This window comes from Proteus sp. G2669, assembly GCF_009915245.1.
Classification (GTDB): Bacteria; Pseudomonadota; Gammaproteobacteria; order Enterobacterales; family Enterobacteriaceae; genus Proteus.
In genome coordinates this window covers 26,843-51,324 of record NZ_JAABLX010000024.1, presented here as the reverse complement: position 1 = coordinate 51,324, position 24,482 = coordinate 26,843, and the positions used below count along the sequence as shown (strand labels likewise).

The window sequence follows — 24,482 nt, the reverse complement described above, 5'->3', positions numbered from 1 at the left end:
ACAAGTGAAAAGTTAAAACCACATCTGTGATACTAATCACAAATTATTTAACAAAAAGTATTTGATAAAGTTAACATATCACTCAAAATTGCACATCTTGAAAAATTATTCGACAACTGAGTAATACCTCACAGTAAATTTGATTGTATAAGTTTACTATTAAGTTCGTTAAAGAAAATTTTTTGATAATTTCACTGTTCGTTTTGTCATTATTTAATATCAACATATTAAAATAAAAGCCATCGGAGGCTAATATGTTAAGTCTGTTTAGACCTGCGCCACATAAAGCGCGTTTGCCAAAAGAGCAGATAGATCCCGTCTATCGTCGCCTACGCTGGCAGATCTTTATGGGGATTTTCTTCGGTTATGCTGCTTATTATTTAGTAAGAAAAAACTTTGCGTTAGCAATGCCTTACCTCGTAGAAGAAGGTTTTTCTAAAGGTGACCTAGGTTTTGCTTTATCAGGGATCTCAATTGCTTATGGTTTCTCTAAGTTTATCATGGGCTCATTCTCTGACCGTGCTAACCCACGTTATTTCTTACCAGCAGGTCTTATTTTAGCGTCTGTAGTGATGCTATTTATGGGCTTTGTGCCATGGGCAACTTCGAGCATTATGGTAATGTTCGTTCTGTTGTTCCTTTGTGGTTGGTTCCAAGGTATGGGTTGGCCTCCTTGTGGACGTACCATGGTGCACTGGTGGTCACAGAAAGAACGTGGCGGTATCGTTTCAATTTGGAACTGTGCACATAACGTCGGTGGTGGTTTACCTCCGTTACTATTCTTATTAGGTATGGCGTGGTTTAACGACTGGAAAGCAGCGTTATATATGCCAGCAATTGCAGCAATTTTAGTTGCAATGATCGCATTCGCATTAATGCGCGATACCCCTCAATCATGTGGTTTACCTTCAATCGAAGAGTACAAAAACGACTATCCACCTGATTATAAGGAAACTGACGAACAAGAACTGACTGCAAAAGAAATCTTTATGAAGTATGTGTTCCCTAACAAACTTCTGTGGATGATTGCGATTGCGAACGTGTTCGTTTACTTACTACGTTACGGCGTGCTGGACTGGTCACCAACTTATCTGCGTGAAGTAAAACACTTCGCAATGGATAAATCATCATGGGCTTACTTCTTATACGAATACGCAGGTATTCCGGGCACACTGCTGTGTGGTTGGATGTCAGATAAAGTATTCAAAGGTAACCGTGGTGCAACAGGTGTGTTCTTCATGACCTTAGTTACTATCGCAACTATCGTATTCTGGATGAACCCAGCGGGTAACCCGAATGTTGATATGGCGTGTATGTTAATTATCGGTTTCTTAATCTACGGTCCTGTTATGTTGATTGGTCTGCATGCTCTTGAGCTTGCACCGAAAAAAGCAGCAGGTACAGCAGCAGGCTTTACCGGTCTATTCGGTTACTTAGGTGGTTCTGTTGCAGCGAGTGCTATCGTAGGTTACACAGTTGACTACTTCGGCTGGGATGGTGGCTTTATGGTCATGATCGGCGGTAGTGCACTGTCTGTTGTGTTATTACTTATCGTGATGGTTACTGAAACCAAACACAAACGTGAAATGCTTCAGAAGTACGAATAATCGCTAACTGATTATTTATGAAATTAGTTAAATCTCATCTCTAAAACCAAGCCACATCAACTGTTTTGATGTGGCTTTTTTATTGCCAACTGTACATAACTTTATTGTACGTAGAATTAAAATGGAGCTGCTTTATGAGTACATCTTTTAGAATAAAACCGTTAGTTGCAGGCGTTCTTTTAACTCTATCTTTAAGTGCAATCGCACAAGCGGCAAGCGATAAGGTTGTTATCGCTCACCGTGGTGCAAGTGGTTATTTGCCTGAACATACGCTTCCTGCCAAAGCATTAGCTTATGCCCAAGGCGCAGATTATCTAGAGCAAGACTTGGTGATGACCAAAGACAACGAATTAGTTGTTTTACATGACCACTATCTTGATCGTGTAACAGATGTGGCTGATCGTTATCCTGATAGAGCAAGAAAAGATGGCCGTTACTATGCTATCGATTTTACGCTTGAGGAAATTAAAGGGCTGAAATTTACCGAAGGTTTTGACATTGTTGATGGTAAAAAGGTCCAAAGTTACCCAAACCGTTTCCCTATGGGTAAATCGGATTTTCGTGTACATACTTTCCAAGAAGAAATTGAATTTATCCAAGGTCTAAACAAATCAACAGGCCAAGATATTGGTATTTACCCTGAAATTAAAGCACCTTGGTTTCATGAACAAGAAGGTAAAGACATTACCACCAAAGTGCTGGAAGTACTTAAACAGTACGGTTATACGAAAAAAACTGACAATGTTTATCTACAATCATTCGATGCTAACGACCTAAAACGCATCAAAACAGAATTAATGCCAAAAATGGGCATGGACTTAAAACTCGTTCAGTTAATTGCTTATACCGACTGGAATGAGACTTATGAGAAACAGCCTGACGGTACATGGACAAACTACAGCTATGAATGGATGTTTAAGCCGGGTGCAATGAAAGAGATTGCCACTTATGCTGATGGAATTGGCCCTGATTACCATATGTTAGTGGAAGAAAACTCAACGCCAGAAAAAATTACCTTAACGGGTATGTCTGCTGATGCTCATGCGAATAAATTGACCATTCATCCGTTTACTGTTCGTATTGATAAACTTCCTAAATACGCAAAAGATGGTGATCAACTTTACGACATCATTTATAACCAAGCGGGTGCAGAAGGTGTCTTTACAGACTTCCCTGATTTAGGGGTTAAGTTCTTACAAAAACAAGCTAAATAAATCATCGCATTTTATTTACGCTCTAAATAATTCAAGGTGCAGCTAGGCGACAAGTGAATGAGATACTAGGCATACATTAGTATGTGGTTAGTGCGAGTGAACACTGTCACCAATGCTGCAACTTGAAATAGGATATTTGCGCCCTTTCTGATTGTATATTTCTTCATCTTTATCTAAGTTACTCTAATAATTTAATTAAAAAACAAAAATAACTTTTTAAGTTAGCTATCATCATTTCTTAAATACTTAGAAGAAGGGATCACAATGACAATAATGGCCATTATTTTACTCGTTCTTATCGTTCTTTTTATTAGTTGGGGTATTTCAATTTATAACCGTCTTATTGCGACACGCAATCAAGTCAGTAATCAATTTGCAAACATTGATGTTATTTTAAAACAGAGAGCAGACCAAATTCCTCAATTAATGGCGGTAGCTGAAAAAGCAATGGAACACGAAAAAAGTGTATTTATTGCATTAAGCGATGCAAGACAACGCTACTTTAAAGCACAAAATATTAATGAAAAAATCAGCGCATCAAATGAGATGAATACAGCACTACGAGGCATGATTGCCCTTGCTGAAAATTATCCGACGTTAATTTCTGGTGAACAATTAGCACTACTTCAAACCGGTGTTAGTGATGTAGAAAATAAAATTGCTCAACGTCGTGAAGGCTTTAATGATGCAACCACCAACTACAACACCGCAATAGAGATGTTTCCTGATAGCTTAATTGCTGGCCTTTTCCGCTTTGAACGCATGCAATTGTTAGAAATACCCAAAGAAGAAATGAAATTTGATGGTATTCATTTTAAATAACAATGAGTTAAATAACCGCATTAAGGATAAATTGCAGTGTTAATTTATTTTTTTATCGGCTGTACCGTAGGTGCATTAATCTATTTTTTACGCAGTAAACGTGCTCAAAAAAAGAAGAACAACTTAGGTATTGTTCCCTTTTTAGGGATAGCGTTTGTGGCTGGAAATTATCTGTTTTTTTCGCGAGAAAATGGCCTTTATCCTAGCGGTGAAGACTCTGTTGTTAATCTTATCTCCTGTATTGCATTCGCTGTCATTTTGATATTTTCCTATGGTATTTCAAATCATATTGGAAATATTGGTGAAAAAGCGATAAAAAATTATCATCAATTACAAATGGAAGGTGAGTCTAAATTTTCAGCACTTATTAACACCGTATTTATTAGCCTTTTACTGCTCTGTTTAAGCTTTGGCTTTTTTATTGACCATAGATTGTTCTTTTTAAGTTTCGTTTTAATGTTCGTTTATCAAATTGCCAAAAAAACACCTGAAAAGCGTTTTTTACGTTTTCAAAAAATTCTAGCGACATCTAAAATTCGCTCTTTAGCCATTGGGCTGGTTGAAATTGAAGGCAAGATAACTGCGGGTAAAAAATTAACGAGTCGCCTAGGTAAAAAAGAGTGCTATGGCTACTGCTATTATGAATATGACATATCGACAGATAAAGAAGGTAAGAAAAGCTATCGCCAAACACTCTGTGACAAAAAGATCAACAATTTCACTATGACAGATGATACCGGCTCAGTTCAAATTCTTGCAGCTGATAAACCTTTAGTTCATCTTGGCATCGATCCTCACCAAGATCTGGAATATAACAATAAACGTTTTAAGGAGTACATTTTAGAAGCTGATACCACTTATTTATTGATAGGAAATGCAGAGCCTATCAATGATGAAGTTGTTATCACACATAATGCTCCTCACTATCTATTAGGTTTATCCCCTCAAGATTATGTTGTTAGTTGGAACAAAGCACGCCCCTTTCGTCGTAACTCGGCTATCATCGTTATTATTGCTCTTTTTGTTATCTTATCCATTCTGGTGGTACCAATGGATTACCAAAACGGCATCCTAACACTTTATTTTAATAGCACCTCTTCATCTTGGTAATTGATTAATATGGAATGGCTTATTTTCATCATTTTTATTCTCGCTTTGGTTTATTTTTTAATACGCCAATTAGTGATGATTTATAACAACATGGTAATGCTAAAGAACAATTGCTATAAAGCCTTTGCAAATATTGATGTTTTATTAAAAAAACAAGCTGACTTGATCCCCATGTTGGTAGTAATTACACAAAAATCGATGGATCATGAGAAAATCTTATTTGAAAAATTAGCTGAAAATAGAGATCACTATTTACGCACTGATGTATTAGACCAAAAAGTTGATTTAGCAAATCAGTTATTACCTCAAATAAAAAAATCACTCATCATTGCTGAAAAATACCCTGAACTTATCAGCGGAAAAAATTTACATGTATTACAAGCACAAGCTAAAGAATTAGAAGAGTGTATTGCTGATAGACGTGAGTTCTTTAATCAATCCGTCACACTCTATAATACTGAAATACATATTTTCCCTAATGTATTGTTTAAATTGATTTTTAATTTTAAAGATATCCCTCTTTTCTATCCTAGTAGGGAGACAGATTTATGATAGAAATTCCTTTTTCATTTTTTGGTATTACCGATTGGATATTGGGTCTTGGTGATCCCATCATGATTATTATGCTTGCCACTTTTGGTACATTATTTTCAATGGCAATCATTTTGCCATTAATAAGTATCACTCCTTTAAAAAGATATATGCCACAAATTGCAGGTGGGTTATTTAGCTCGGTATTTGTCAGCTTAATGGTCTTGATTAGTTTTAATTTAATACTCGGTGTTAACTCTGCCTTAAAACTACTCTTAATCTGGTGGGTTATTTTATTTTCATGTATTACGTATTGGTTTATTAATTATCGCTATATGAAAGACGTAACCGGAAATAAATTTGCGAAGTTTCAAGAAAAAGCGCTTGAAGCAGAAGAAAAGCGAAGACAAAGTCGAAAATCAAAAAAATAAAAGAGAGCCTAAGCTCTCTTTTATTACGCTATCAATATCACGTTTATGCCCTGTAAACAGGAAATGCAATCACATCACTAAGACGCTCGACACCAAGAGCCAACATAATGAGACGATCGACACCTAAAGCAACACCAGAACACTCTGGTAATCCCGCTTCAAGGGCAGCTAAAAAACGCTCATCAATAGGTTGCTCAGGTAATCCCATTGCCACTCGCTGACGATTATCACGTTCAAAGCGATGACGTTGTTCTTGCGCATCCGTTAGCTCACGGAATCCATTCGCTAACTCCACACCTTTAAAATAGACTTCAAAACGTTCTGCAACACGGTGATCTTCTGAGCTAATTTCAGCTAATGACGCTTGTGACGCAGGAAAATGATAGATAAAGGTTGGTTTTTCTAAGCCGATATGTGGCTCAACCCCAGAGACAAATAGCAATTGAAGCAGTGTATCTTTATCTTCTTCAGTCTCGGCAATATTTGATAAATCTAGTTTTGCAGCCACTTCACGTAATTTTTCTTTATCAACTGATAAAGGATCGATATCAAGATAGCGCAAGAATGCTTGTTGATAGGAGAGTGATTCTGATGCTTCACAATCTAACACTTCTTGCAATAAATCATCGACTTCATTCATCAACCGGTACATATCAAAACAAGGGCGATACCACTCTAACATCGTAAATTCCGGATTATGATATCTACCGGCTTCCTCATTACGGAAGCAACGCCCCATTTGATAAATAGGCCCACTGTTTGCCGCTAATAGACGCTTCATGTGATATTCGGGGCTTGTCATCAAATAAAGCTTTAGCCCTTGTGAAGCACCTGGCCCGACAAATTGGGTTTCAAATGGGAAAAGATGAACATCGGTAACGGTAGCCTGACTCATCATAGGTGTTTCAACTTCTAACACACCACGATCAGCGAAAAAACGCCTAATATTACTGACTATTTTCGCCTTTTTCAGTAAGTTGGCGATTGAGGCGCTTGGCTGCCAATCCGCGATATCACTCATGAACGAAAAACTCCAACAGAAAACAAAGCGTGCAGTTTACTCGCATCCTCCTCAACAGACAAATTTCTCCCTAATAAAGAGGCGTTTCATTTTATGTTTATTCATTATCTTTATGGTTTTTTAAGTAAAAACACATAAGACAAATAAATGTAATTCTACAAAACATCTACTTTAAGGCACTTTTTATCGTCGAAATAAACATCAATCTAATGTACCAAAGACAACTCGTTAACTATTATTTTATAATAAAAGTAAATTGTAATAATTCTTTTTCTCAATTACGAATAACAATAAACTAACACAATGCTTATATTTGAATAGCCAATCTCATTTTAACTTCAACGTTAACTTTCTATTTAAATTTGCGTATTTTGACGAGTATTAAAAACCTTTAGAAATATTATTAATATTTTATTAACAATTAACAAGACAAACCGATTTGTTTTAGATAAATAGTAAAAAATTTATTTTAATTTTCAGAATGATTTTTTATTAATTTAAATTAGCCAAAGGAAAAGTAAAAACTTTTACTCTTTAAAATCAATAAATAACAAAAAAACCTTGTCATTTTCAATTAAAGTTATCTATACTTTAAAAACAGATTATTCATTACTATTTATAATTTTCAATTTAAAAAAATATATTCTATTTTACCCTCAAGTTTATCTGGGCTCTTATTATCAAAACCCAGAATTCTTGGCTTGGATCACACTTTTTTTGCGAAATACGGGAAAACCATCATTCATATCAAATTTCGGTGCCCCACATTTCGTTATACTAAAATTACAGTCAATGATAATAAAGATGTTATCAAGCGCAGTCACAAGGCAGTGAAACAATTTCGTTACGGATAGCTTAAAAAAATAGCATTACAAATTAATAATGTCAGTGAATTGAATTCTAGACAATTATTCCAATTTTCACTTGAACAATGGAGAAGCGCAGTGCAAACCTTTAATGCCGATATAGCGATAATCGGAGCCGGGGGCGCAGGCTTACGAGCAGCAATAGCTGCCGCGGAAGCGAATCCTCAACTGAAAATTGCTCTGATCTCAAAAGTTTACCCAATGCGTAGCCACACCGTGGCAGCAGAAGGCGGATCAGCAGCAGTGACTCAGGCTCACGACTCCTATGATTTCCACTTCAATGATACCGTTTCAGGCGGTGACTGGTTGTGTGAACAGGATGTCGTAGATTACTTCGTTGAGCATTGTCCAACAGAGATGACTCAACTAGAACTCTGGGGCTGTCCTTGGAGCCGTAAAGAAGACGGGTCAGTCAACGTCCGACGTTTTGGTGGGATGAAGATCGAACGGACCTGGTTCGCAGCCGATAAAACCGGCTTCCATATGCTACATACTCTGTTCCAAACATCCTTAAAATATCCACAAATTCAACGTTTCGACGAACACTTCGTTCTCGATATCCTTGTTGATGAAGGTCACGCTCGTGGTCTTGTTGCGATTAATATGATGGAAGGTACGAAAGTTCAAATTCGTGCTAACGCTGTCATTATGGCAACGGGTGGTGCTGGACGTGTTTATCGTTTCAATACCAATGGCGGTATTGTTACTGGTGATGGTATGGGCATCGCTTTACGTCATGGCGTTCCACTGCGTGATATGGAATTTGTTCAATATCACCCAACTGGCCTACCAGGTTCAGGGATCCTGATGACCGAAGGTTGTCGTGGTGAAGGTGGTATTCTGGTCAATAAAGATGGCTATCGTTATCTGCAAGATTACGGTCTAGGACCAGAAACTCCATTAGGTAAACCAGAAAATAAATACATGGAATTAGGCCCTCGCGATAAAGTCTCTCAAGCATTCTGGCATGAGTGGCGCGCAGGCCGTACTATCAAAACTCACCGTGGCGATGTTGTTCATCTTGACTTACGTCATCTGGGTGCGAAAAAACTTCATGAACGTCTGCCATTTATTTGTGAACTGGCAAAAGCGTATGTGGGTGTTGACCCAGTTAATGAGCCAATCCCTGTTCGTCCTACTGCTCACTACACTATGGGTGGTATCGAAACCAACCAACAAACAGAAACTCGTATTAAAGGTCTGTTTGCAGTAGGTGAATGTTCATCTGTTGGCTTACACGGCGCTAACCGTTTAGGTTCTAACTCACTAGCAGAACTGGTTGTATTCGGTCGTCTTGCAGGTGAAGAAGCGGTTCGTTGTACTCAAGAAGCTGCACCAGCTAACGCATCTGCACTGGATGCACGTACTCGTGATATCGAAGATGACCTGAAAAAACTGATGAATCAAAAAGGTTCTGAAAGCTGGTCACAAATTCGCGATGAAATGGGTGAATCAATGGAAGAAGGTTGCGGTATCTATCGTACACCTGAATTAATGCAAAAAACCGTTGATAAATTGGCTGAATTAAAAGAACGTTTCAAACGTGTTGAAATTAAAGACACCAGTAGCGTCTTTAATACCGATTTACTGTATAAAATTGAGCTTGGCTTTGGTTTAGATGTCGCTGAATGTATGGCTCATTCTGCAATCAATCGTAAAGAATCTCGTGGTGCACACCAACGTCTTGACGAAGGTTGTACTGAGCGTGATGACGTGAACTTCCTGAAACATACTCTGGCGTTCTATAACCCAGAAGGTGCTCCTCGTTTAGAATATAGCGATGTGAAGATCACTAAGTCTGCTCCTGCTAAACGTGTCTATGGTGGTGAAGCGACTGCACAAGACAAGCAGAATAAGGAGAAAGCGAATGGCTGATGACATGAAGCACATTAAAATGGAAGTCATGCGCTATAACCCAGAAACGGACGAAGCACCTCATTTCGTCACTTATGATGTTCCTTATGATGAGCAAACCTCATTACTGGATGCATTGGGTTATATTAAAGACAATTTAGCGCCTGATCTTTCTTACCGTTGGTCTTGCCGTATGGCGATTTGTGGCTCTTGCGGCATGATGGTTAACAAAGTGCCTAAATTGGCTTGTAAAACGTTTGTTCGTGAATATCCAAACGGTGTAAGAATTGAAGCTCTGGGTAACTTCCCTGTTGAACGTGACCTTGTTGTCGATATGACTCACTTTATCGAAAGCTTAGAAGCGATTAAACCTTATATCATCGGTAATGATCGTAAGCCTTCAGAAGGTCCGAATAAACAGACTCCTGCTCAAATGGCAAAATACCACCAATTCTCTGGTTGTATCAACTGCGGTCTTTGCTATGCAGCATGTCCTCAGTTTGGTTTAAACCCAGAGTTTATTGGCCCAGCAGCGATTACGTTAGCTCAACGTTACAACACAGATAGTCGCGACCATGGGGTAAAAGAGCGTATGCCTCAGTTAAATGGTGAGAACGGTGTCTGGTCTTGTACCTTTGTTGGCTACTGTTCTGAAGTCTGTCCAAAACATGTGGATCCTGCTGCCGCTATTCAGCAAGGTAAAGCAGCCAGTGCGCAAGACTTTGTCATTGCGATGCTGAAACCACGTTAAGGAGGAAACAAGACATGACAACAAAACGTAAGCCTTATGTTCGTGGTATGCAACCAAACTGGTGGACGAAACTCGGTTTCTATCGTTTCTATATCACCCGTGAAGGTACTTGCCTTCCACAACTTTGGTTCAGTCTGGTTGTACTGTTTGGTGTATTCGCACTGAAAAATGGACCAGAAAGTTGGGCAGGTTTCGTTGGATTCCTGAGCAACCCAATTGTAATGCTGATTAACATTGTGACTCTTATTGCGACAGTATTCCACACTGCAACTTGGTTTAAACTTGCACCAAAAGCTGTGGTTATCGTTGTTAAAGATGAAAAAATGCCTCAAGAACCCATTGTTCGTGGTTTTTGGGCTGTCACTATCGTTGTTACTGCCGCTATTCTGGCAGTGGCGTTAATGTAACCCAGGAGGAAATAATGAATCAGAATCAACTTCCTAAGCGCTCTGATGAACCTATTTTCTGGGGATTATTTGGTGCCGGTGGTATGTGGAGTGCGATTGTTTCTCCAGCAATCATCATCCTGCTCGGTATCCTAATCCCTATGGGTATTGCGCCAGAAGCATTTACTTATGAACGTATTATGGCATTTAGCCAAAGCATTATTGGCCGTCTGTTCTTACTGTTAATGATCATTCTGCCAGTTTGGTGTGCATTACACCGTATTCACCATACTTTGCATGATTTTAAAGTGCATGTACCTGCAAGCAAATGGGTATTTTATGGTGGTGCTGCTATTATCAGTGTTCTCGCCATTATTGGTGTATTTACTCTGTAATTGATTAATACGTAAGATAAAAAGCCACTCAACTTTTGAATTGAGTGGCTTTTTTATACCGGATATTCACGATTTAACTCGCTAATTTCAGCCCAATAATACCAAAAATAATCATGGCTAAACTCAGTAAGCGATAGATATTCGCGGACTCACCAAAGACCAAAATACCAAAGATTGCGGTACCCACTGCACCAATACCCGTCCAAATTGCGTAAGCTGTACCCGCAGGTAAGCCTTTCATGGCGTAAGACAACATTCCCATGCTCACAACCATGGCACTAATAGTGATAATACTTGGCGTTAAGCGTGTAAAACCGTGTGTATATTTAAGGCCAACAGCCCAAACGATTTCCAACAAACCCGCAACAAAAAGAATAATCCAAGACATAACGTCCCCTATCGATAAATTGGGGTCGTCCCCTGAATACAAAGACAAAAAGCTGGGTCGTCCCAGCTTTTAAAAGATGAAGTTTAAGTATAAGAAAAAGAAATTAATCATGCAATAGCATAAAATTAACTCAATTTTTTTTAGGTGCGCCCTCTTCGCCATAAAGAAAAGCAGAGACATCATCCTCTACTTCTCCCATTGCCATCAAGGCATCCAGCGTCTCTTTTGCTTCTTCTTCATTGACGATACTCATGGCAAAACCCACATGTACTAATACCCACTTTCCAATCATCGTATGAGGCTCTCCCTCACAGACTAGTGCAATATTCACTTCACGTTTTACACCACAAACATCGACCATTGCATTTTCAGTGATTGTTTTTCCTACTTCAACAACCTGACCTGGAATACCAAGACACATAACAACCCCTATTCGATCTCTATTTGCTTTATTCGCATTGCATCATCATTTTCAACACGCATATTTTGGCTACCACAAGAAGGACATCCCGCGTTAAACGTTGAAACCGTCACGACTTGATGACAATCCCAGCACCACGCTTTTGCAGGAATAACTTCTATATGTAATTCACAGCCTTGTGCAATAGTGTCTCTACAAACAATATCAAAACAAAACTCAAGCGCACTCACTTCAACACAAGATAATGCGCCAATTTCCATCCATACACTTTTTACTTTTTTTGCATTATTTAATTTTGCCTGAGAATCTATTATCTCAAATGCACTTTGGCAAAGTGTGATTTCATGCATGTCGATACCTTATTGAAGCAGGATAAATAATAGCAACTATAGTATCAGCACATAGTTGCTTTATTATTGATCTTAAAACAACAATTCAGCACCGGTTTCAAAAGCTGCTTTACGACGACGCTCTTTCACCATATCTTCGAGTGCGTCTCTATCGATACACACTAAAGCATGCGTTGGGCAAACTTCAATACATGCAGGCCCTGCTTCTCGGTGATGGCATAAATCACATTTATTAGCTTCGGCCTTAAATGCATCAATAGTATTAAGCGCAGTTAATTTGCGCATGACTGGGCGTGAAACCACCTCCATAGTGCCATAAGGGCAAGCCAACACACAGGTTTTACAGCCGATACATTTATCCTGATCAACATAGTAATAATCTTTATTATGAATAATGGCACCATTCGGGCACACATTTGCACAAGGGGCATCTTCACATTGGTGACAGACAACTGCTGTACTAATTGAAAATCCTTTAACCACATGAATTCGCGGTTGAAAATTTTGCTCACTAATTTGCTCAATGGCTAAGTTATCTTGATCGGCTTGCTGATGTGAAACCACACAAGCTACCTCACAAGTATGGCAACCAATACATTTTTTAGGGTCTGCAATGATGAAACGGTTCATCATATTCTCCTGCTTTTTGTTATATATAGCCGTTATATATGGCGATAAATGCAACGCGTTATTCTAATTAAGAGTAATAATTAGAGTATCAATAGAATGAATCTAGCACGGTTCATGCCAATATATTTTTGATATAACTATTCCTTATTTTTCAATTAAATAATCTTTAAATAAAAATGATTATTAATTAATAAATAAGTCACTTCGTCAAATTATTCGACATTTTTGACGATAAATTAAAACGCTATATAATTTATTATATAGCTATTTGATAAGTTTATATTTTTAAGTTTCATTACAGATACAAAAATAGCGGGTTGGATCAAAAATGATTCAGTCATTGATATAAATTTATTATAAACCTACTACAATATAGCTAATTTTTTAGGGCAATCGGTGGTGTCATGAAATTAAGCAGTAACAATGCTGAAACTATGGAGAGCCTTCGTAATGAGCGTAACCAATATCGCATATTGGTTGATATCACAAACTCTGTATTAGCTCATCTAGACATGGATGGTCTTATTTCTGAAGTCTCTAAAGAAATACATCGTTTTTTTGGACTGAATCATATTAGTCTAATGTTATGCCGTACTTCATCACAAAATAGTCATGAAGGTATTCTTTATTCTAGCCGTTATCAGACTGGAAAATCAGTCATTCGCCAACAACGTAAGTTTAGTAGCGCGAATAACAAAGCAGAAGAAATTATTAATCAAAACAAACCTGTCTTAATTGATATTAATAATGAAGATCAAGAAGATGTTTTGATTAAGCGTCTAGTTAAGCAAAATATGCAGACGGCTTTGTTATTGCCACTAGCTTTTAATCATAAGCCACTTGGTTTATTAATTTTAGCACATGAAGTCGGTAGTGTTTTTACCGACGATACCTGTCAATTGCTACAACAGATTGCAGCTCGTATTGGTATCGCTATTGAAAACGCAGCTGCATATGAAGAAATAACGCATCTAAAAGACAGTTTAAAGAATGAGAATATTTGGCTTAATGAGCAAATAGATAAAAACGGATGCTTTAGTGAGATTATTTACCAAAGCGATGCCATGCATAATGTGCTCGAACAAATTGAATTAGTGGCACAAAGTGATAGCACTGTACTTATTTTAGGTGAAACAGGCACAGGTAAAGAATTAATTGCACGAGCTATTCATCGCCTTAGTCAGCGGAAAGGTAAGTCGATGATAAAGATGAACTGTGCTGCTGTGCCTTCTGGCCTATTAGAAAGCGATCTTTTTGGTCATGACAAAGGGGCATTTACGGGTGCAACCAATACGCATATTGGTCGATTTGAAATGGCGGATAAAAGCACTCTATTTCTTGATGAAATTGGTGATATGCCCATTGAATTACAACCCAAACTACTTCGTGTTCTTCAAGAGCGAGAAATAGAAAGACTGGGTGGTAATAAAGTTATTCCTGTTGATGTTAGGCTGATTGCGGCGACCAATAAAGATCTTCATGAATTAACTGATGAAGGTGAATTTAGAGAAGATCTATATTATCGTCTGAATGTTTTTCCTATTATTATTCCGCCGTTAAGAGAACGACCAGAAGATATTCCACTTTTGGTTAAACATTTTACACAAAAAATTGCACGTAGAATGGATAGAAAAATAGATTGTATTCCGGCTAATGCATTGGAACAATTAACTCTTTATCCATGGCCAGGTAATGTCCGTGAGCTTGAAAATATTATTGAGCGTGCGGTTATTTTAACCCGTGGTTCAACATTAAACCTTCAGTTAAAAGAGCTTCACATTAATAAGCCCTCTCGTTTAAAACAGGTACTGACTCAACCTTCATCCATTGAAAAGCGCATGCAAACTAATGCGCCAGAAAGTGATGATGAGGAGCGAGAAAGGATCATTCAAGCGTTAAGAGAAACCAATGGTGTTGTTGCTGGAGCCAGAGGTGCTGCTTTAAAACTAGGATTAAAACGAACAACGTTATTATCACGGATGCAACGCCTTGGTATTTCAATTCCGGAAATACTTTAATTCCAAAGTAATTTCTTCTTCAATTATTTAAGAAGAGTGTAATTAATTACACTCTTTTTTTATTAATTTGAAACTTATTAATCTCTATCTATAATTTAGTTGATTACATTTTATCAATTATTTCTCTAATTAATTATTAATAATATAAACCATCAATGGAGCATATTATATATGAATAGCCTGCTTATAAATAAAATTAATGAAATAAAAAAGGAATACAAAAATAACAAATATGTTTTTATTCCCCAAAATGTTGTTATTAACTTAATAAAGCAATTAGGTGCTGAAGAAAAAGATATCAATACACTAATAGAATACGGCGATTATTTAGCACAAGATCCTACTCTTTCGTTTCGTCACTCTCGAACAGGACGCTACCTTTTTGATAATGACATAGAAACTATCTCCAGATTAGAGTATCAACCTTTTGTTCTCACTGAAGAAGATGGATTTATTCGTGAAGACAGTGGTGCGCAAAGACATTTTAGAGCACTTGATGATCGCTGGCAGAGCAATACAGCCTATCAAGCCTTGTTAAAATTAAAAATGCTATTAATTCAAGGAAATACATTTACTCCTCGTCACTTAACAGATCAACAATCGCCAAAATCAATATCAACTGTTTTTCATTTAAGATTAATTGCTCAACCAGACTCTTTAAGCGAGCTTTCAATTGAAGGAGTGCATAAGGATGGAGTTGACCACACTATGGTTGTTATGATGAATAAGCATAATGTGAAGGATAATACTGGTGCTTTACGTGTCCATTCACCACAAGAAGCTATAGGAACACCTTGGCAAGAAATTAACCCTGAAAATGTGCTTTATGAACACAATAATGCACAATATCTTGATGTTCTATTAATTGCAGATAATGAATTAAATCATAGTGGTACACCTATTTTTACTCATGATAATAAAAATCAAGCTTACCAAGACTTTATGGTTTTATTATCTCGTTATCCCACCGTTGATACTCACCCATCACATAAATTCGACTCAATGAATGCACACCCTGATTTACCCTTAACTCTTTATTTAAATCAGTCAGTTGCTTAGTCATAAATCGTTATTACATAAATTAAAATCGTTGAGCTCGGCTAAGTAACAAATCAATAATTAAGACAAGGTTTGATTCAAAGGACGAGCTTTCGATAGTGTCACAATGATAATTCACTGCATCGTCATAAATGGGGAAATGAATATCAGCAAGTTCAGCCAACGGATTGGCACTTGCGCGAGTAAATGCAACAATCTTCATACCAATACTTTTTGCTATTCTCGCCTTTTCAACCACTTGTTCAGTCTCTCCACTACGAGATATCGCAATAAAAACAGTATAGCGTGAAGCATTATTAATAAAGATATTCTTACTGTCACTCAATCCTGAGAGAAATGCATCCTTACCAATCAGCTGTAATCGCTTACTGATATATTCTGAGAATATATGAGAAAACCCTGCCCCATAAATAAAAAATGAATTCTTGCTGTTAATTAAATCAACAAAAGCGTGTCTTTTCTCATCTGAAATTAACGTGAAGGTTTTTAAATAATTCGCCAAAAACTGATCAAAAAGAGGCTCTGTTACCTCGTTTTCATCACTTTTCAATTGATGGGATTTTTCAGCCGTGGATAACAATTGTTTGCAGTAATAAACTAACTCACTATAACCAGAAAAACCTAATTTCTGGCAAAGTCGCATAATGGTCGTTGTCGAAACAAAATTGGCTTGTGCTAGCGCTCTGATCGTAAGTTTTCCAACTTGTGTTGGGTTATCAATTAAATAAGAGAGAATACGATATTCTGCGCGTGTTAATTCTGTTGCTCTTGAGAGTAAAGATGATAATCGTGCCGACATACCGGTTACCTTAATTGATACATCGTCCTTACCAACATAAAAGGAAAATGCTGTTCTGGTGATAGAACAGCATTTTTATTCAATTACTCGTTAACAGCAAGTGTTCAGATCAAACACGCTTACCATTTACATAAGCTTTACGTAATTCAGGCCAATATTCTCGATTTGCTTCGATCATATCATCAAGGATCTTCTTCGCGTGGATCACACTTGGCACCGTTTTATTTAGTGTAAATGCCTCAAGTGCTTTTTCGTAGCTACCTTCAAGGGTTGCCTCCACCAATAATTGTTCTGAAGCCAGTTGTTGCTCTAACAAAGTACGGTGGAAACGAGGAATATCGCCGACACGAATAGGTTCAGGGCCGTGAGACGTGATATAAGCCGGTACTTCCACCATCGCATCATAAGGTAAATCAGAAATTGCGCCTTTATTTTCAACAATCACCAAGTGGCGCTGACGTAAATCAAAAGCTAAAGAGCAAGCAACATCAACAATAAAGGCACCATGAACACCAACATGGAATGCATCGGGTAAAATTCCCGTCTCTTTATATTCTCGAGCAGCTTCAAACAGGCGTTTTTCACGACCATCCATCACTTCGTTTGCACGAGTGTAGTCAGGATCTTGATGTTCCACGATATAATTTGGCATCAAGTAGTACTGTAAATATGGGTTTGGAATATATTCAGGGAATGCTTCCATTAATGGCTGAATATGACGCCACGTTTTCACCCATGATGGATCAGAGTGTTGTGGATCAGTTTGAGCTGCATCTTCTGTTAAAAGACCATATTTAGCGATATGTTCACGTAATTCAGGCAGTTTTTCTTCACCTTTTACACGCACAGAAGTAAACCAACCAAAATGATTTAAGCCAAAATAATCCACATCTAAATCATGACGATCCACTTTTAATACAGCGGCCATATTACGCATTGCCGCAACAGGCATATCACAGATATTCAATACTCGAGCATTAGGGCGTAGACGACGCACACCTTCAGCAACAATCGCAGCTGGATTGGAATAGTTTACAATCCATGCTTTAGGAGAGGCATATTGTTCAACTAAATCAATTAGCTCAACCATTGGTAAAATAGTACGTAAACCGTAAGCAAGTCCTCCAGGCCCACAGGTTTCTTGCCCAACAACACCATGACGTAATGGGATTTTTTCATCCTGTTCACGCATTTTGTATTGACCCACACGCATTTGGGCAAATACAAAGTGAGCACCATCAAATGCAGTTTCCGGATCTGTCGTCACCGTAAATTTAATGGTATCGCTATGATCACGGATCACTTTTTCAACCACGGGTGCAATCGTATCTTGGCGCTCTTTATCAATGTCGTATAAACGAATTTCACTCAGTGGAAAATCCTCTAAACGTACCATTAAGCTTTTTACAATTCCTGGTGTATAGGTGCTTCCGCCGCCTGCAATACTTAAGATAAAAGGTGATTTCGTCATCTTACTTTCTCCTATTAAAGTGCGGCTTCGACCGCTTCACGCATTTTTTTCACATGTAATCCATAAACCACTTGAACATTATTACCGTGGCGCACAACGCCTTTAGCACCGGTTTTCTTCAAGATATCTTCATGAATTACATCGACATTTTTAACAATGACTCGTAAGCGGGTATAACAATTATCAACCACTTCAATATTGTCACGCCCACCTAGCCCTTCAATAATCTCTTCACCTAACTCATTAATACTTTCAGTTATTCCTTCAGGATTAGTGACTGTTTCTGTTTTTTTCTTATAGTCTTCTTTGCTGTATAAACGCGTCTCTTCATCATCATCTTCACGACCAGGGGTTTTAAGATTGAGTTTTAAAATCAAGGTTCTAAAGATAACGAAATAGAGAACTGACATAATCAAACCCACCACGATATACATAGGCCAATTTGATTTTTCAGTGCCTAACGGCAAGTTATATAAAATGAAGTCAATGACACCATTTGCACCAATCGCATGAACACCTAATAGGTAGAACAACATCATGCCAATACCCGTTAATACGGCGTGAACCAAAAACAAAACAGGAGCAACAAAGAGGAAGGAAAACTCAAGAGGCTCTGTCACCCCTAACAAGAAAGAAGTTGCAGCCGCAGGAATTAAAATCGCCTTTGCCATCTGCTTTTTCTCTTTTTTGGCCACAGAGATCATGGCAGCAGCCGCTGCCGTTAAACCGAACATTTTAGCGATACCACGAGCATCCCAAATCACAGTGCTGCTGAGTTGTTTTACTTCAGGGCACGCCATTTCAGCAAAATAGATATTTCTTGCACCTTGGTAAGTTGTGCCACAAACATCAGCAACACCGCCTAGTTCGGTATACAAGAATGGGGTATAAACTAAATGGTGTAATCCCGTTGGGATAAGAATACGTTCTAAGAATCCATAAATCAGCGCACCAAAAGCACCTGAGTCATGAATAACAAGTGCCATTTTAGTAATACCTGCCTGAGCAAAAGGCCAGATTTCACACATTAAAACAGCGAGTGCAATGGTGAATGGAATAGCAATAATGGCGACAAAGCAGTGGCCAGAGTAGATAGCCATAATGCCGTTAAATTGACGACCTGAATAACGGTTATAAAGCCACCCAGATATTGCACCTGTTAAAATACCGGCAAATACCCCCATCTCAAGGACTTGAACACCTAATACCATGCCTTGGCCTGCAGCTCGCATCTCTTCTGTGCTAACCAACTTCCCTTGCAGTGTTAGCGTAATATTCATAGCATTTGTAAAAATAACAAACACCACTAAGCCAATTAATCCTGCATAGCCTTTATCTTTTTTTGCTAAGCCAACAGGAATACCCACAGCAAAAATCAGCGCTAAATTGACTAAAATAGCAACAGATGATTTTGCGAGTAATTGTCCAATACTTTGAATAACCGGGTGATTTAGAAACGGAATATATTCCGCAAGATTGCCATTGCCAAAGACGTTACCTAAAGCGATATATAAACCAACAATAGGTAATATCAAGACGGGTCCATATAAGGATTTACCAAACGCTTGTAGGGCATTAATGAGTTTTTTCATACGGTATCTCGTTGTTGTTTTCTTACACTCATTTCCATGACAGCATCCTGCGCTGGCCTTAAATAAAAAGCAATTTATCCACTTGATTTAGAAACGGATTACGTTAAAAGTAACATGTTACTTTTTTTATTGTGAGCCAACGCATGGTGAATATTCAGACAGATAAAAAGGGTTTTTTAACGATAAGCTGTAGAAAAAAGATCTGATGACAATAAAAAATCATAAAAAAACCGAGCTTACTGACACAAGGTCAATAAACTCGGTCTTAAGGCAGAAAAACAATATTAATCAGATAAAATTAGCCCTCGGCGGCTTCTCTTAAACGACGTTTAATATTGCTATATTCCGTTTTCACATAGTGTTCTGCCTGAGCCTGCTCCTTGATTGGCTCAACACATACTGCACAATATTTATACTCAGGTGTTTTAGTAATTGGGCTTAAATTTTCCGCAACCAGTTCGTTACAAGCACCAATCCACCATTGGTAAGTCATATATACCGCGCCTTTATTCGGTCTATCACTGACTGCAGCACGCGTAATTACTTTACCTTGACGAGAGCGTATCCAAACTAGCTCTTGATCTTTAATTCCTAGTTGTTTGGCATCTTCAGTGTTTAACTGAACATAACCTGGCTCATCAGCTAATGCCGCCAATGCTTTACAGTTACCCGTCATTGAACGGCAAGAGTAGTGCCCAACTTCACGGACTGTTGCCAGTACCATTGGGAATTCATCAGACAGTTTGTCAATTGGTGGCGCCCACTCACAAGTAAAGAATTGGCCTTTACCATTAGGGGTATCAAAGTTACCACCATCGTACAGATATTGTGTACCTGGGCTATCTTCTGTTGGGCAAGGCCATTGAATATAAGCCAAGTCCGCCATTTTTTCGTAAGTCGCACCATAATAAATTGGGCATAACTCACGCAACTCATCCCAAATTTCTTTGGTATTGTTGTAATGCATTGGATAGCCCATTGCTGTTGCCATCAGACTGATAATTTGCCAGTCTGTTTTCACATCACCAACAGGTTCAACCGCTTTATAGAAACGTTGGAAACCACGGTCTGCCGCAGTATAAACACCTTCATGCTCACCCCATGATGTTGCAGGGAAAATAACGTCAGCAATCGCTGCCGTTTTGGTCATAAAGATATCTTGGACTATCAGAAGATCCAGTTTTTCAAAGGTTCTACGGATGGTTGCTAAATCAGGCTCAGTTTGCAGTGGATCTTCACCCATTACATAGTGAGCTTTTAATAAGCCGTGATCGATATTGTGAGGAACTTCACTCAACGCATAGCCCACTTCATCAGGCATTGATTCAATGCCCCAGAACTTAGCAAATTTCTCACGTGCTTTTTCATCGGTAACGTATTGATAACCCGGTAGTGTGTTAGGTAATGCCCCCATATCACACGCGCCTTGTACGTTATTTTGACCACGAACAGGGCCAACTCCGACATATTTTTTACCTAAATTACCAGTTAATAATGCCAAACTAGTCAGTGAACGGACTGTTTCAACACCTTGGTAGAATTGAGTTACCCCCATTCCCCAAAGAATTGTTGCTGTTTCTGCTTTTGCGTACATACGCGCAGCTTCACGAATGATTTGAGCACTCAAACCTGTCGTTTCTTCAACTGATTCAGGTGTATAGCTTTCAACTAATTTGCAATATTCTTCAAATTGCTCAGTGTGATTTTCAATAAAGGATTTATCATGCAATCCTTCTTCAATAATCACATGTGCAATCGCATTTAATAGCGCAATGTTAGAACCATTTTTTAAGCCTAAGTGTAAATCGGCTAAACGTGCTGTTTCGATGTAACGAGGGTCACATACAATAATTTTGGCACCCTTTTCTTTCGCCTTAACAATACGGCGAGCAACAATAGGATGCGAGTCTGCGGCGTTATAACCGAAGACAAATAGACATTTGGTATCCTCAATCTCGACGATTGAGTTGCTCATAGCACCATTACCGACCGAACGCTGCAGACCTGCAACCGAAGGGCCGTGTCAGACACGAGCACAGCAGTCTATATTATTATTTCCGATAACCGCACGAGCAAATTTCTGCATCACGAAGTTAGCTTCGTTACCCGGACCTCGTGATGAACCGGTTGTCATAATAGATTTAGCACCGTATTTCTCTTTGATAGCAAGCAGTTTGCTACTGGCAAACTCAATCGCTTCTTCCCAAGAAACCGATTCTAATTTTCCGCCTCTTTCACGACGGATCATAGGTGTTTTAAGACGTGGAGTCAGTATCTTAGTATCATGGATAAAATCCCATCCATAATACCCTTTCAGACACAGCTCACCTTGGTTTGTTAAACCATTGGCTCCTTCAGCGCCAATGATTTTACCGTTTTCCACCTTCAGGTAGATTTTGCATCCTGAGGCGCAATACGGACAGACCGTGATGACTTTTTTCATCAACATTGCTCCTGTGTTCATCAACTTTCAGGTTATTACCTGATTCTCTCCTTTATCTATGCAGAGAGTGTGCCAAATAAGCACGCTTTTTTAGCTTTTTGTAATACAATGAAAAATAAAGAAAAATAAATTTGATAAACTAATAAGCAAATAATGAATAATAAAATAACAGGGGGTGATCGACACTAATGACGATATTTATGTCGACTTTCGTTTCCATCAATATACGTTATACATAAGAACTTATAGCGAAAGAACATCTTTCATTTGATAAGAAATAACAATTGAGCAAATACGCCTTCTTATCTGCCTTTATCAAGGTCTTACCGTATATAATGATGACAATCTCCTAATATCTCTACCAATATTTCTATCTACTAAAACTATTTAAAATTAATAATTTTGATATTAATGTTATTCAAATAAAAAATTTTTAAACTTCAATAAAAAAAAGCACATAATACTGAACCTGAAAACAACATCGCGGTCATAAAGACCTCTACACCATACATTTTGATAATAATTGAACATGCAAAAATTAAAGTTTTTAAGGTTTTCGAAAGAAAATATTGCCCTTTTTTTAGCAGTCTACCTTGGTTTTTTTCTTAATCTTTCCGTTTACATTGGCCGATACGGCACACAGAATACAAACAACCCCCTCATTGATGCATTATATATTCTAGGTGAAATTGCCGTTAATATTGCCTTCACCTTCTTCTTATTACGATTACTCTCTTTCTTCGGCACTCTCTTTTTTAAAATAATTGCCTCTTTTATTCTCGTCGTGAGTGTTTGCGCTAGTTACTATATTTCTTTTTATGACGTCGTCATTGGATACGGTATTATCATTTCAACACTCACCACCGATACCGATTTATCTAAAGAGCTGGTTAGCCCAAATGTAATTATTTGGATTATTGGCTTATCTATTTTGCCATTGGCGCTTATTTGGCTATGTAAAAAACCAGAGAAAAATCTCACGACTCAACAAAAGAAAAAAATCTGGATAAAAAATACGGCCAAAATGCTTGTGATCGCACTGGCTGTTTTTGCCTATTTGAAAACACTCGATTCAAGACAAAAAGCCTATGAAATAAAAAATAATTTGGATTTACCAAGTTATAGTGGCGGCTTAAGTTATGCATATTTACCAACAAATTGGATTATTCCATTATTTCAATATGCAATAACGCAGTATGACGATACGTTTAATAGCCAAAATATTTTTGATCCTGCCGAACACTTCACATACCAACCATCAAAGGCTAATGAAGATGTGTATGTTGTCTTTATTATCGGTGAAACAGCAAGATGGGATCATATGGGATTGTTAGGGTATGAACGCCAAACGAATCCTCTATTAAGCCAAGAAAAAAACCTTGTTGCCTTTAAAGGTATTTCTTGTGATACCGCAACAAAGCTCTCTTTAAAATGTATGTTTGTACGAGAAAACGGAACAGAAAGTAACGACCAACGGACATTAAAAGAGAACAATATTTTCTCAGTTCTAAAACAACTAGGTATGACATCAGAACTCTTTTCAATGCAAAGTGAATTGTGGTTTTACAATAAGCTTGATTTAAATAACTACGCCATGAAAGAGATGATGACAGCAAAAAATAGCAATTTTGGTAAAGAGCTTGATGACACCTTATTAATTGCTGAAACAGCAAATGCGGTTTCTCAGCATCCAAAGGGAAATCATTTAGTGATTTTACATACTAAAGGCTCTCATTTTATGTACTCACAGCGTTACCCTGAATCATTCAAAAAATATCAACCTGAATGTTTAAATGTGGATGATGAGTGTACTAAAGAGCAGTTAGTGAATGCTTATGATAACTCTATTCTTTATACCGACTATTTTATTGATGGTATACTCAACACATTACGCGATAAAAAAGCCATTGTGTTTTATACCTCCGATCACGGTGAATCTATTTCAGAAAAAGGTGGCTTACACGGCACACCAAAAGAAATTGCTCCACCGGAACAATTTAGAGTTCCTTTCTTAGTGTGGATGTCAGATAGCTATTTAGCAGAACCTCAAAATAAACAGTTATTTGATAACCTAAAACGTAATCAAGATACACAGCGCACGTTCTATCACCATAATATTTTTGATTCAATGTTAGGTTGCTTGGGTTATTCATCACCTGATGGTGGCATTAATAATCAAAATAACCTATGTTTTGGTGATACACCATCAACCCAAGAATAATTTTTTTAAACTAACAATATTCTTTTAAGTTGATAGAAAAAATAAATTGATAGAAAAAACCCACGTTCAATATTGAGCGTGGGTTTTATTATTTAATTAAAT

22 protein-coding genes are annotated in these 24,482 nt (G+C 37.8%); 13 read left to right on the top strand and 9 right to left on the bottom strand.

All coding sequences use genetic code 11. The annotated features are described in order from the left end of the window. Positions 1–254 precede the first annotated feature (254 nt). The 6 genes from glpT to GWI68_RS06365 all read left to right on the top strand — a co-directional run bounded on the left by glpT (position 255) and on the right by GWI68_RS06365 (position 5,715). Positions 255–1,607, top strand: a complete 1,353-nt coding sequence (glpT, locus tag GWI68_RS06390) for a glycerol-3-phosphate transporter (RefSeq protein ID WP_166539730.1) — start codon at positions 255–257, stop codon at positions 1,605–1,607. Between the two features lie 134 nt (positions 1,608–1,741). Beyond that, positions 1,742–2,821 (top strand): glycerophosphodiester phosphodiesterase, encoded by a 1,080-nt coding sequence (gene glpQ / locus GWI68_RS06385; RefSeq protein ID WP_109409216.1) that lies wholly within the window; start codon positions 1,742–1,744, stop codon positions 2,819–2,821. Between the two features lie 264 nt (positions 2,822–3,085). Continuing rightward, the gene (locus GWI68_RS06380; RefSeq protein WP_072069826.1) at positions 3,086–3,643 is read left to right on the top strand and encodes a LemA family protein; all 558 of its coding nucleotides are present in this window, start codon (positions 3,086–3,088) and stop codon (positions 3,641–3,643) included. Between the two features lie 36 nt (positions 3,644–3,679). Next, positions 3,680–4,753, top strand: a complete 1,074-nt coding sequence (locus tag GWI68_RS06375) for a hypothetical protein (protein WP_109409215.1) — start codon at positions 3,680–3,682, stop codon at positions 4,751–4,753. 9 nt (positions 4,754–4,762) lie between these two features. Continuing rightward, a complete protein-coding gene (locus tag GWI68_RS06370; RefSeq protein ID WP_166539729.1) occupies positions 4,763–5,305 on the top strand; it encodes a LemA family protein in 543 nt (180 codons plus the stop codon). Continuing rightward, the gene (locus tag GWI68_RS06365; RefSeq protein ID WP_166539728.1) at positions 5,302–5,715 is read left to right on the top strand and encodes a hypothetical protein; all 414 of its coding nucleotides are present in this window, start codon (positions 5,302–5,304) and stop codon (positions 5,713–5,715) included. The genes GWI68_RS06370 and GWI68_RS06365 overlap by 4 nt, the downstream gene beginning before the upstream one ends. A gap of 43 nt (positions 5,716–5,758) precedes the next feature. Here the strand turns inward: GWI68_RS06365 and epmA are convergent, their stop codons facing one another. Next, complete coding sequence (gene epmA, locus GWI68_RS06360; RefSeq protein WP_109409212.1) at positions 5,759–6,736, bottom strand: elongation factor P--(R)-beta-lysine ligase; 978 nt, start codon at positions 6,734–6,736, stop codon at positions 5,759–5,761. Between the two features lie 944 nt (positions 6,737–7,680). Between epmA and frdA the strand changes: the two genes are divergently transcribed. Genes frdA through frdD form a run of 4 tightly spaced genes read left to right on the top strand, consistent with a single transcriptional unit; the run spans position 7,681 to position 10,988 of the window. Next, positions 7,681–9,477: a fumarate reductase (quinol) flavoprotein subunit gene (gene frdA, locus GWI68_RS06355; protein WP_166539727.1), complete on the top strand. Its 1,797-nt coding sequence runs from the start codon at positions 7,681–7,683 to the stop codon at positions 9,475–9,477. Further along, on the top strand, positions 9,470–10,207 hold the full coding sequence (locus GWI68_RS06350) for a succinate dehydrogenase/fumarate reductase iron-sulfur subunit (RefSeq protein ID WP_166539726.1): 738 nt from the start codon (positions 9,470–9,472) through the stop codon (positions 10,205–10,207). Before frdA ends, GWI68_RS06350 begins: the two co-directional genes overlap by 8 nt. 14 nt (positions 10,208–10,221) lie before the next feature. Next, a complete protein-coding gene (gene frdC, locus GWI68_RS06345; protein WP_036933153.1) occupies positions 10,222–10,614 on the top strand; it encodes a fumarate reductase subunit FrdC in 393 nt (130 codons plus the stop codon). 14 nt (positions 10,615–10,628) lie between these two features. Further along, positions 10,629–10,988: a fumarate reductase subunit FrdD gene (gene frdD / locus GWI68_RS06340; protein ID WP_023583699.1), complete on the top strand. Its 360-nt coding sequence runs from the start codon at positions 10,629–10,631 to the stop codon at positions 10,986–10,988. A gap of 73 nt (positions 10,989–11,061) precedes the next feature. Here frdD and sugE read toward each other — a convergent pair whose 3' ends face one another. The 4 genes from sugE to hydN all read right to left on the bottom strand — a co-directional run bounded on the left by sugE (position 11,062) and on the right by hydN (position 12,777). Next, entirely contained in the window at positions 11,062–11,376 is a 315-nt protein-coding gene (gene sugE / locus GWI68_RS06335; RefSeq protein ID WP_072069833.1) for a quaternary ammonium compound efflux SMR transporter SugE, read from the bottom strand. Positions 11,377–11,506: 130 nt separating this feature from the next. Continuing rightward, positions 11,507–11,797, bottom strand: coding sequence for a hydrogenase maturation factor HybG (gene hybG, locus GWI68_RS06330; protein WP_036933156.1), 291 nt, complete (start codon positions 11,795–11,797; stop codon positions 11,507–11,509). Between the two features lie 8 nt (positions 11,798–11,805). After that, positions 11,806–12,147, bottom strand: a complete 342-nt coding sequence (gene hypA / locus GWI68_RS06325; protein ID WP_109409209.1) for a hydrogenase maturation nickel metallochaperone HypA — start codon at positions 12,145–12,147, stop codon at positions 11,806–11,808. A 72-nt stretch (positions 12,148–12,219) separates the two neighbouring features. After that, a complete protein-coding gene (gene hydN, locus GWI68_RS06320; protein WP_109409208.1) occupies positions 12,220–12,777 on the bottom strand; it encodes an electron transport protein HydN in 558 nt (185 codons plus the stop codon). 404 nt (positions 12,778–13,181) lie between these two features. On the opposite strand from hydN, the gene GWI68_RS06315 reads away from it, so the two are divergent. Together GWI68_RS06315 and GWI68_RS06310 are read left to right on the top strand one after the other, a co-directional pair. Beyond that, positions 13,182–14,795: a sigma 54-interacting transcriptional regulator gene (locus GWI68_RS06315; RefSeq protein WP_109409207.1), complete on the top strand. Its 1,614-nt coding sequence runs from the start codon at positions 13,182–13,184 to the stop codon at positions 14,793–14,795. Between the two features lie 171 nt (positions 14,796–14,966). Further along, entirely contained in the window at positions 14,967–15,854 is an 888-nt protein-coding gene (locus tag GWI68_RS06310) for a 2OG-Fe dioxygenase family protein (protein ID WP_166539725.1), read from the top strand. 22 nt (positions 15,855–15,876) lie between these two features. On the opposite strand, the gene GWI68_RS06305 is transcribed toward GWI68_RS06310, so the two are convergent. The 4 genes from GWI68_RS06305 to fdhF all read right to left on the bottom strand — a co-directional run bounded on the left by GWI68_RS06305 (position 15,877) and on the right by fdhF (position 22,159). Continuing rightward, the gene (locus GWI68_RS06305; protein ID WP_109409205.1) at positions 15,877–16,653 is read right to left on the bottom strand and encodes a MurR/RpiR family transcriptional regulator; all 777 of its coding nucleotides are present in this window, start codon (positions 16,651–16,653) and stop codon (positions 15,877–15,879) included. Positions 16,654–16,762: 109 nt separating this feature from the next. Then, positions 16,763–18,124, bottom strand: a complete 1,362-nt coding sequence (locus tag GWI68_RS06300) for a 6-phospho-alpha-glucosidase (RefSeq protein ID WP_166539724.1) — start codon at positions 18,122–18,124, stop codon at positions 16,763–16,765. Positions 18,125–18,138: 14 nt separating this feature from the next. Beyond that, the gene (locus tag GWI68_RS06295; RefSeq protein WP_166539723.1) at positions 18,139–19,716 is read right to left on the bottom strand and encodes a PTS transporter subunit EIIC; all 1,578 of its coding nucleotides are present in this window, start codon (positions 19,714–19,716) and stop codon (positions 18,139–18,141) included. A gap of 298 nt (positions 19,717–20,014) precedes the next feature. After that, the gene (gene fdhF, locus GWI68_RS06290; protein ID WP_109409202.1) at positions 20,015–22,159 is read right to left on the bottom strand and encodes a formate dehydrogenase subunit alpha; all 2,145 of its coding nucleotides are present in this window, start codon (positions 22,157–22,159) and stop codon (positions 20,015–20,017) included. A gap of 529 nt (positions 22,160–22,688) precedes the next feature. On the opposite strand from fdhF, the gene eptB reads away from it, so the two are divergent. After that, a complete protein-coding gene (eptB, locus tag GWI68_RS06285) occupies positions 22,689–24,380 on the top strand; it encodes a kdo(2)-lipid A phosphoethanolamine 7''-transferase (RefSeq protein ID WP_166539722.1) in 1,692 nt (563 codons plus the stop codon). The last annotated feature ends 102 nt before the right edge of the window (positions 24,381–24,482 follow it).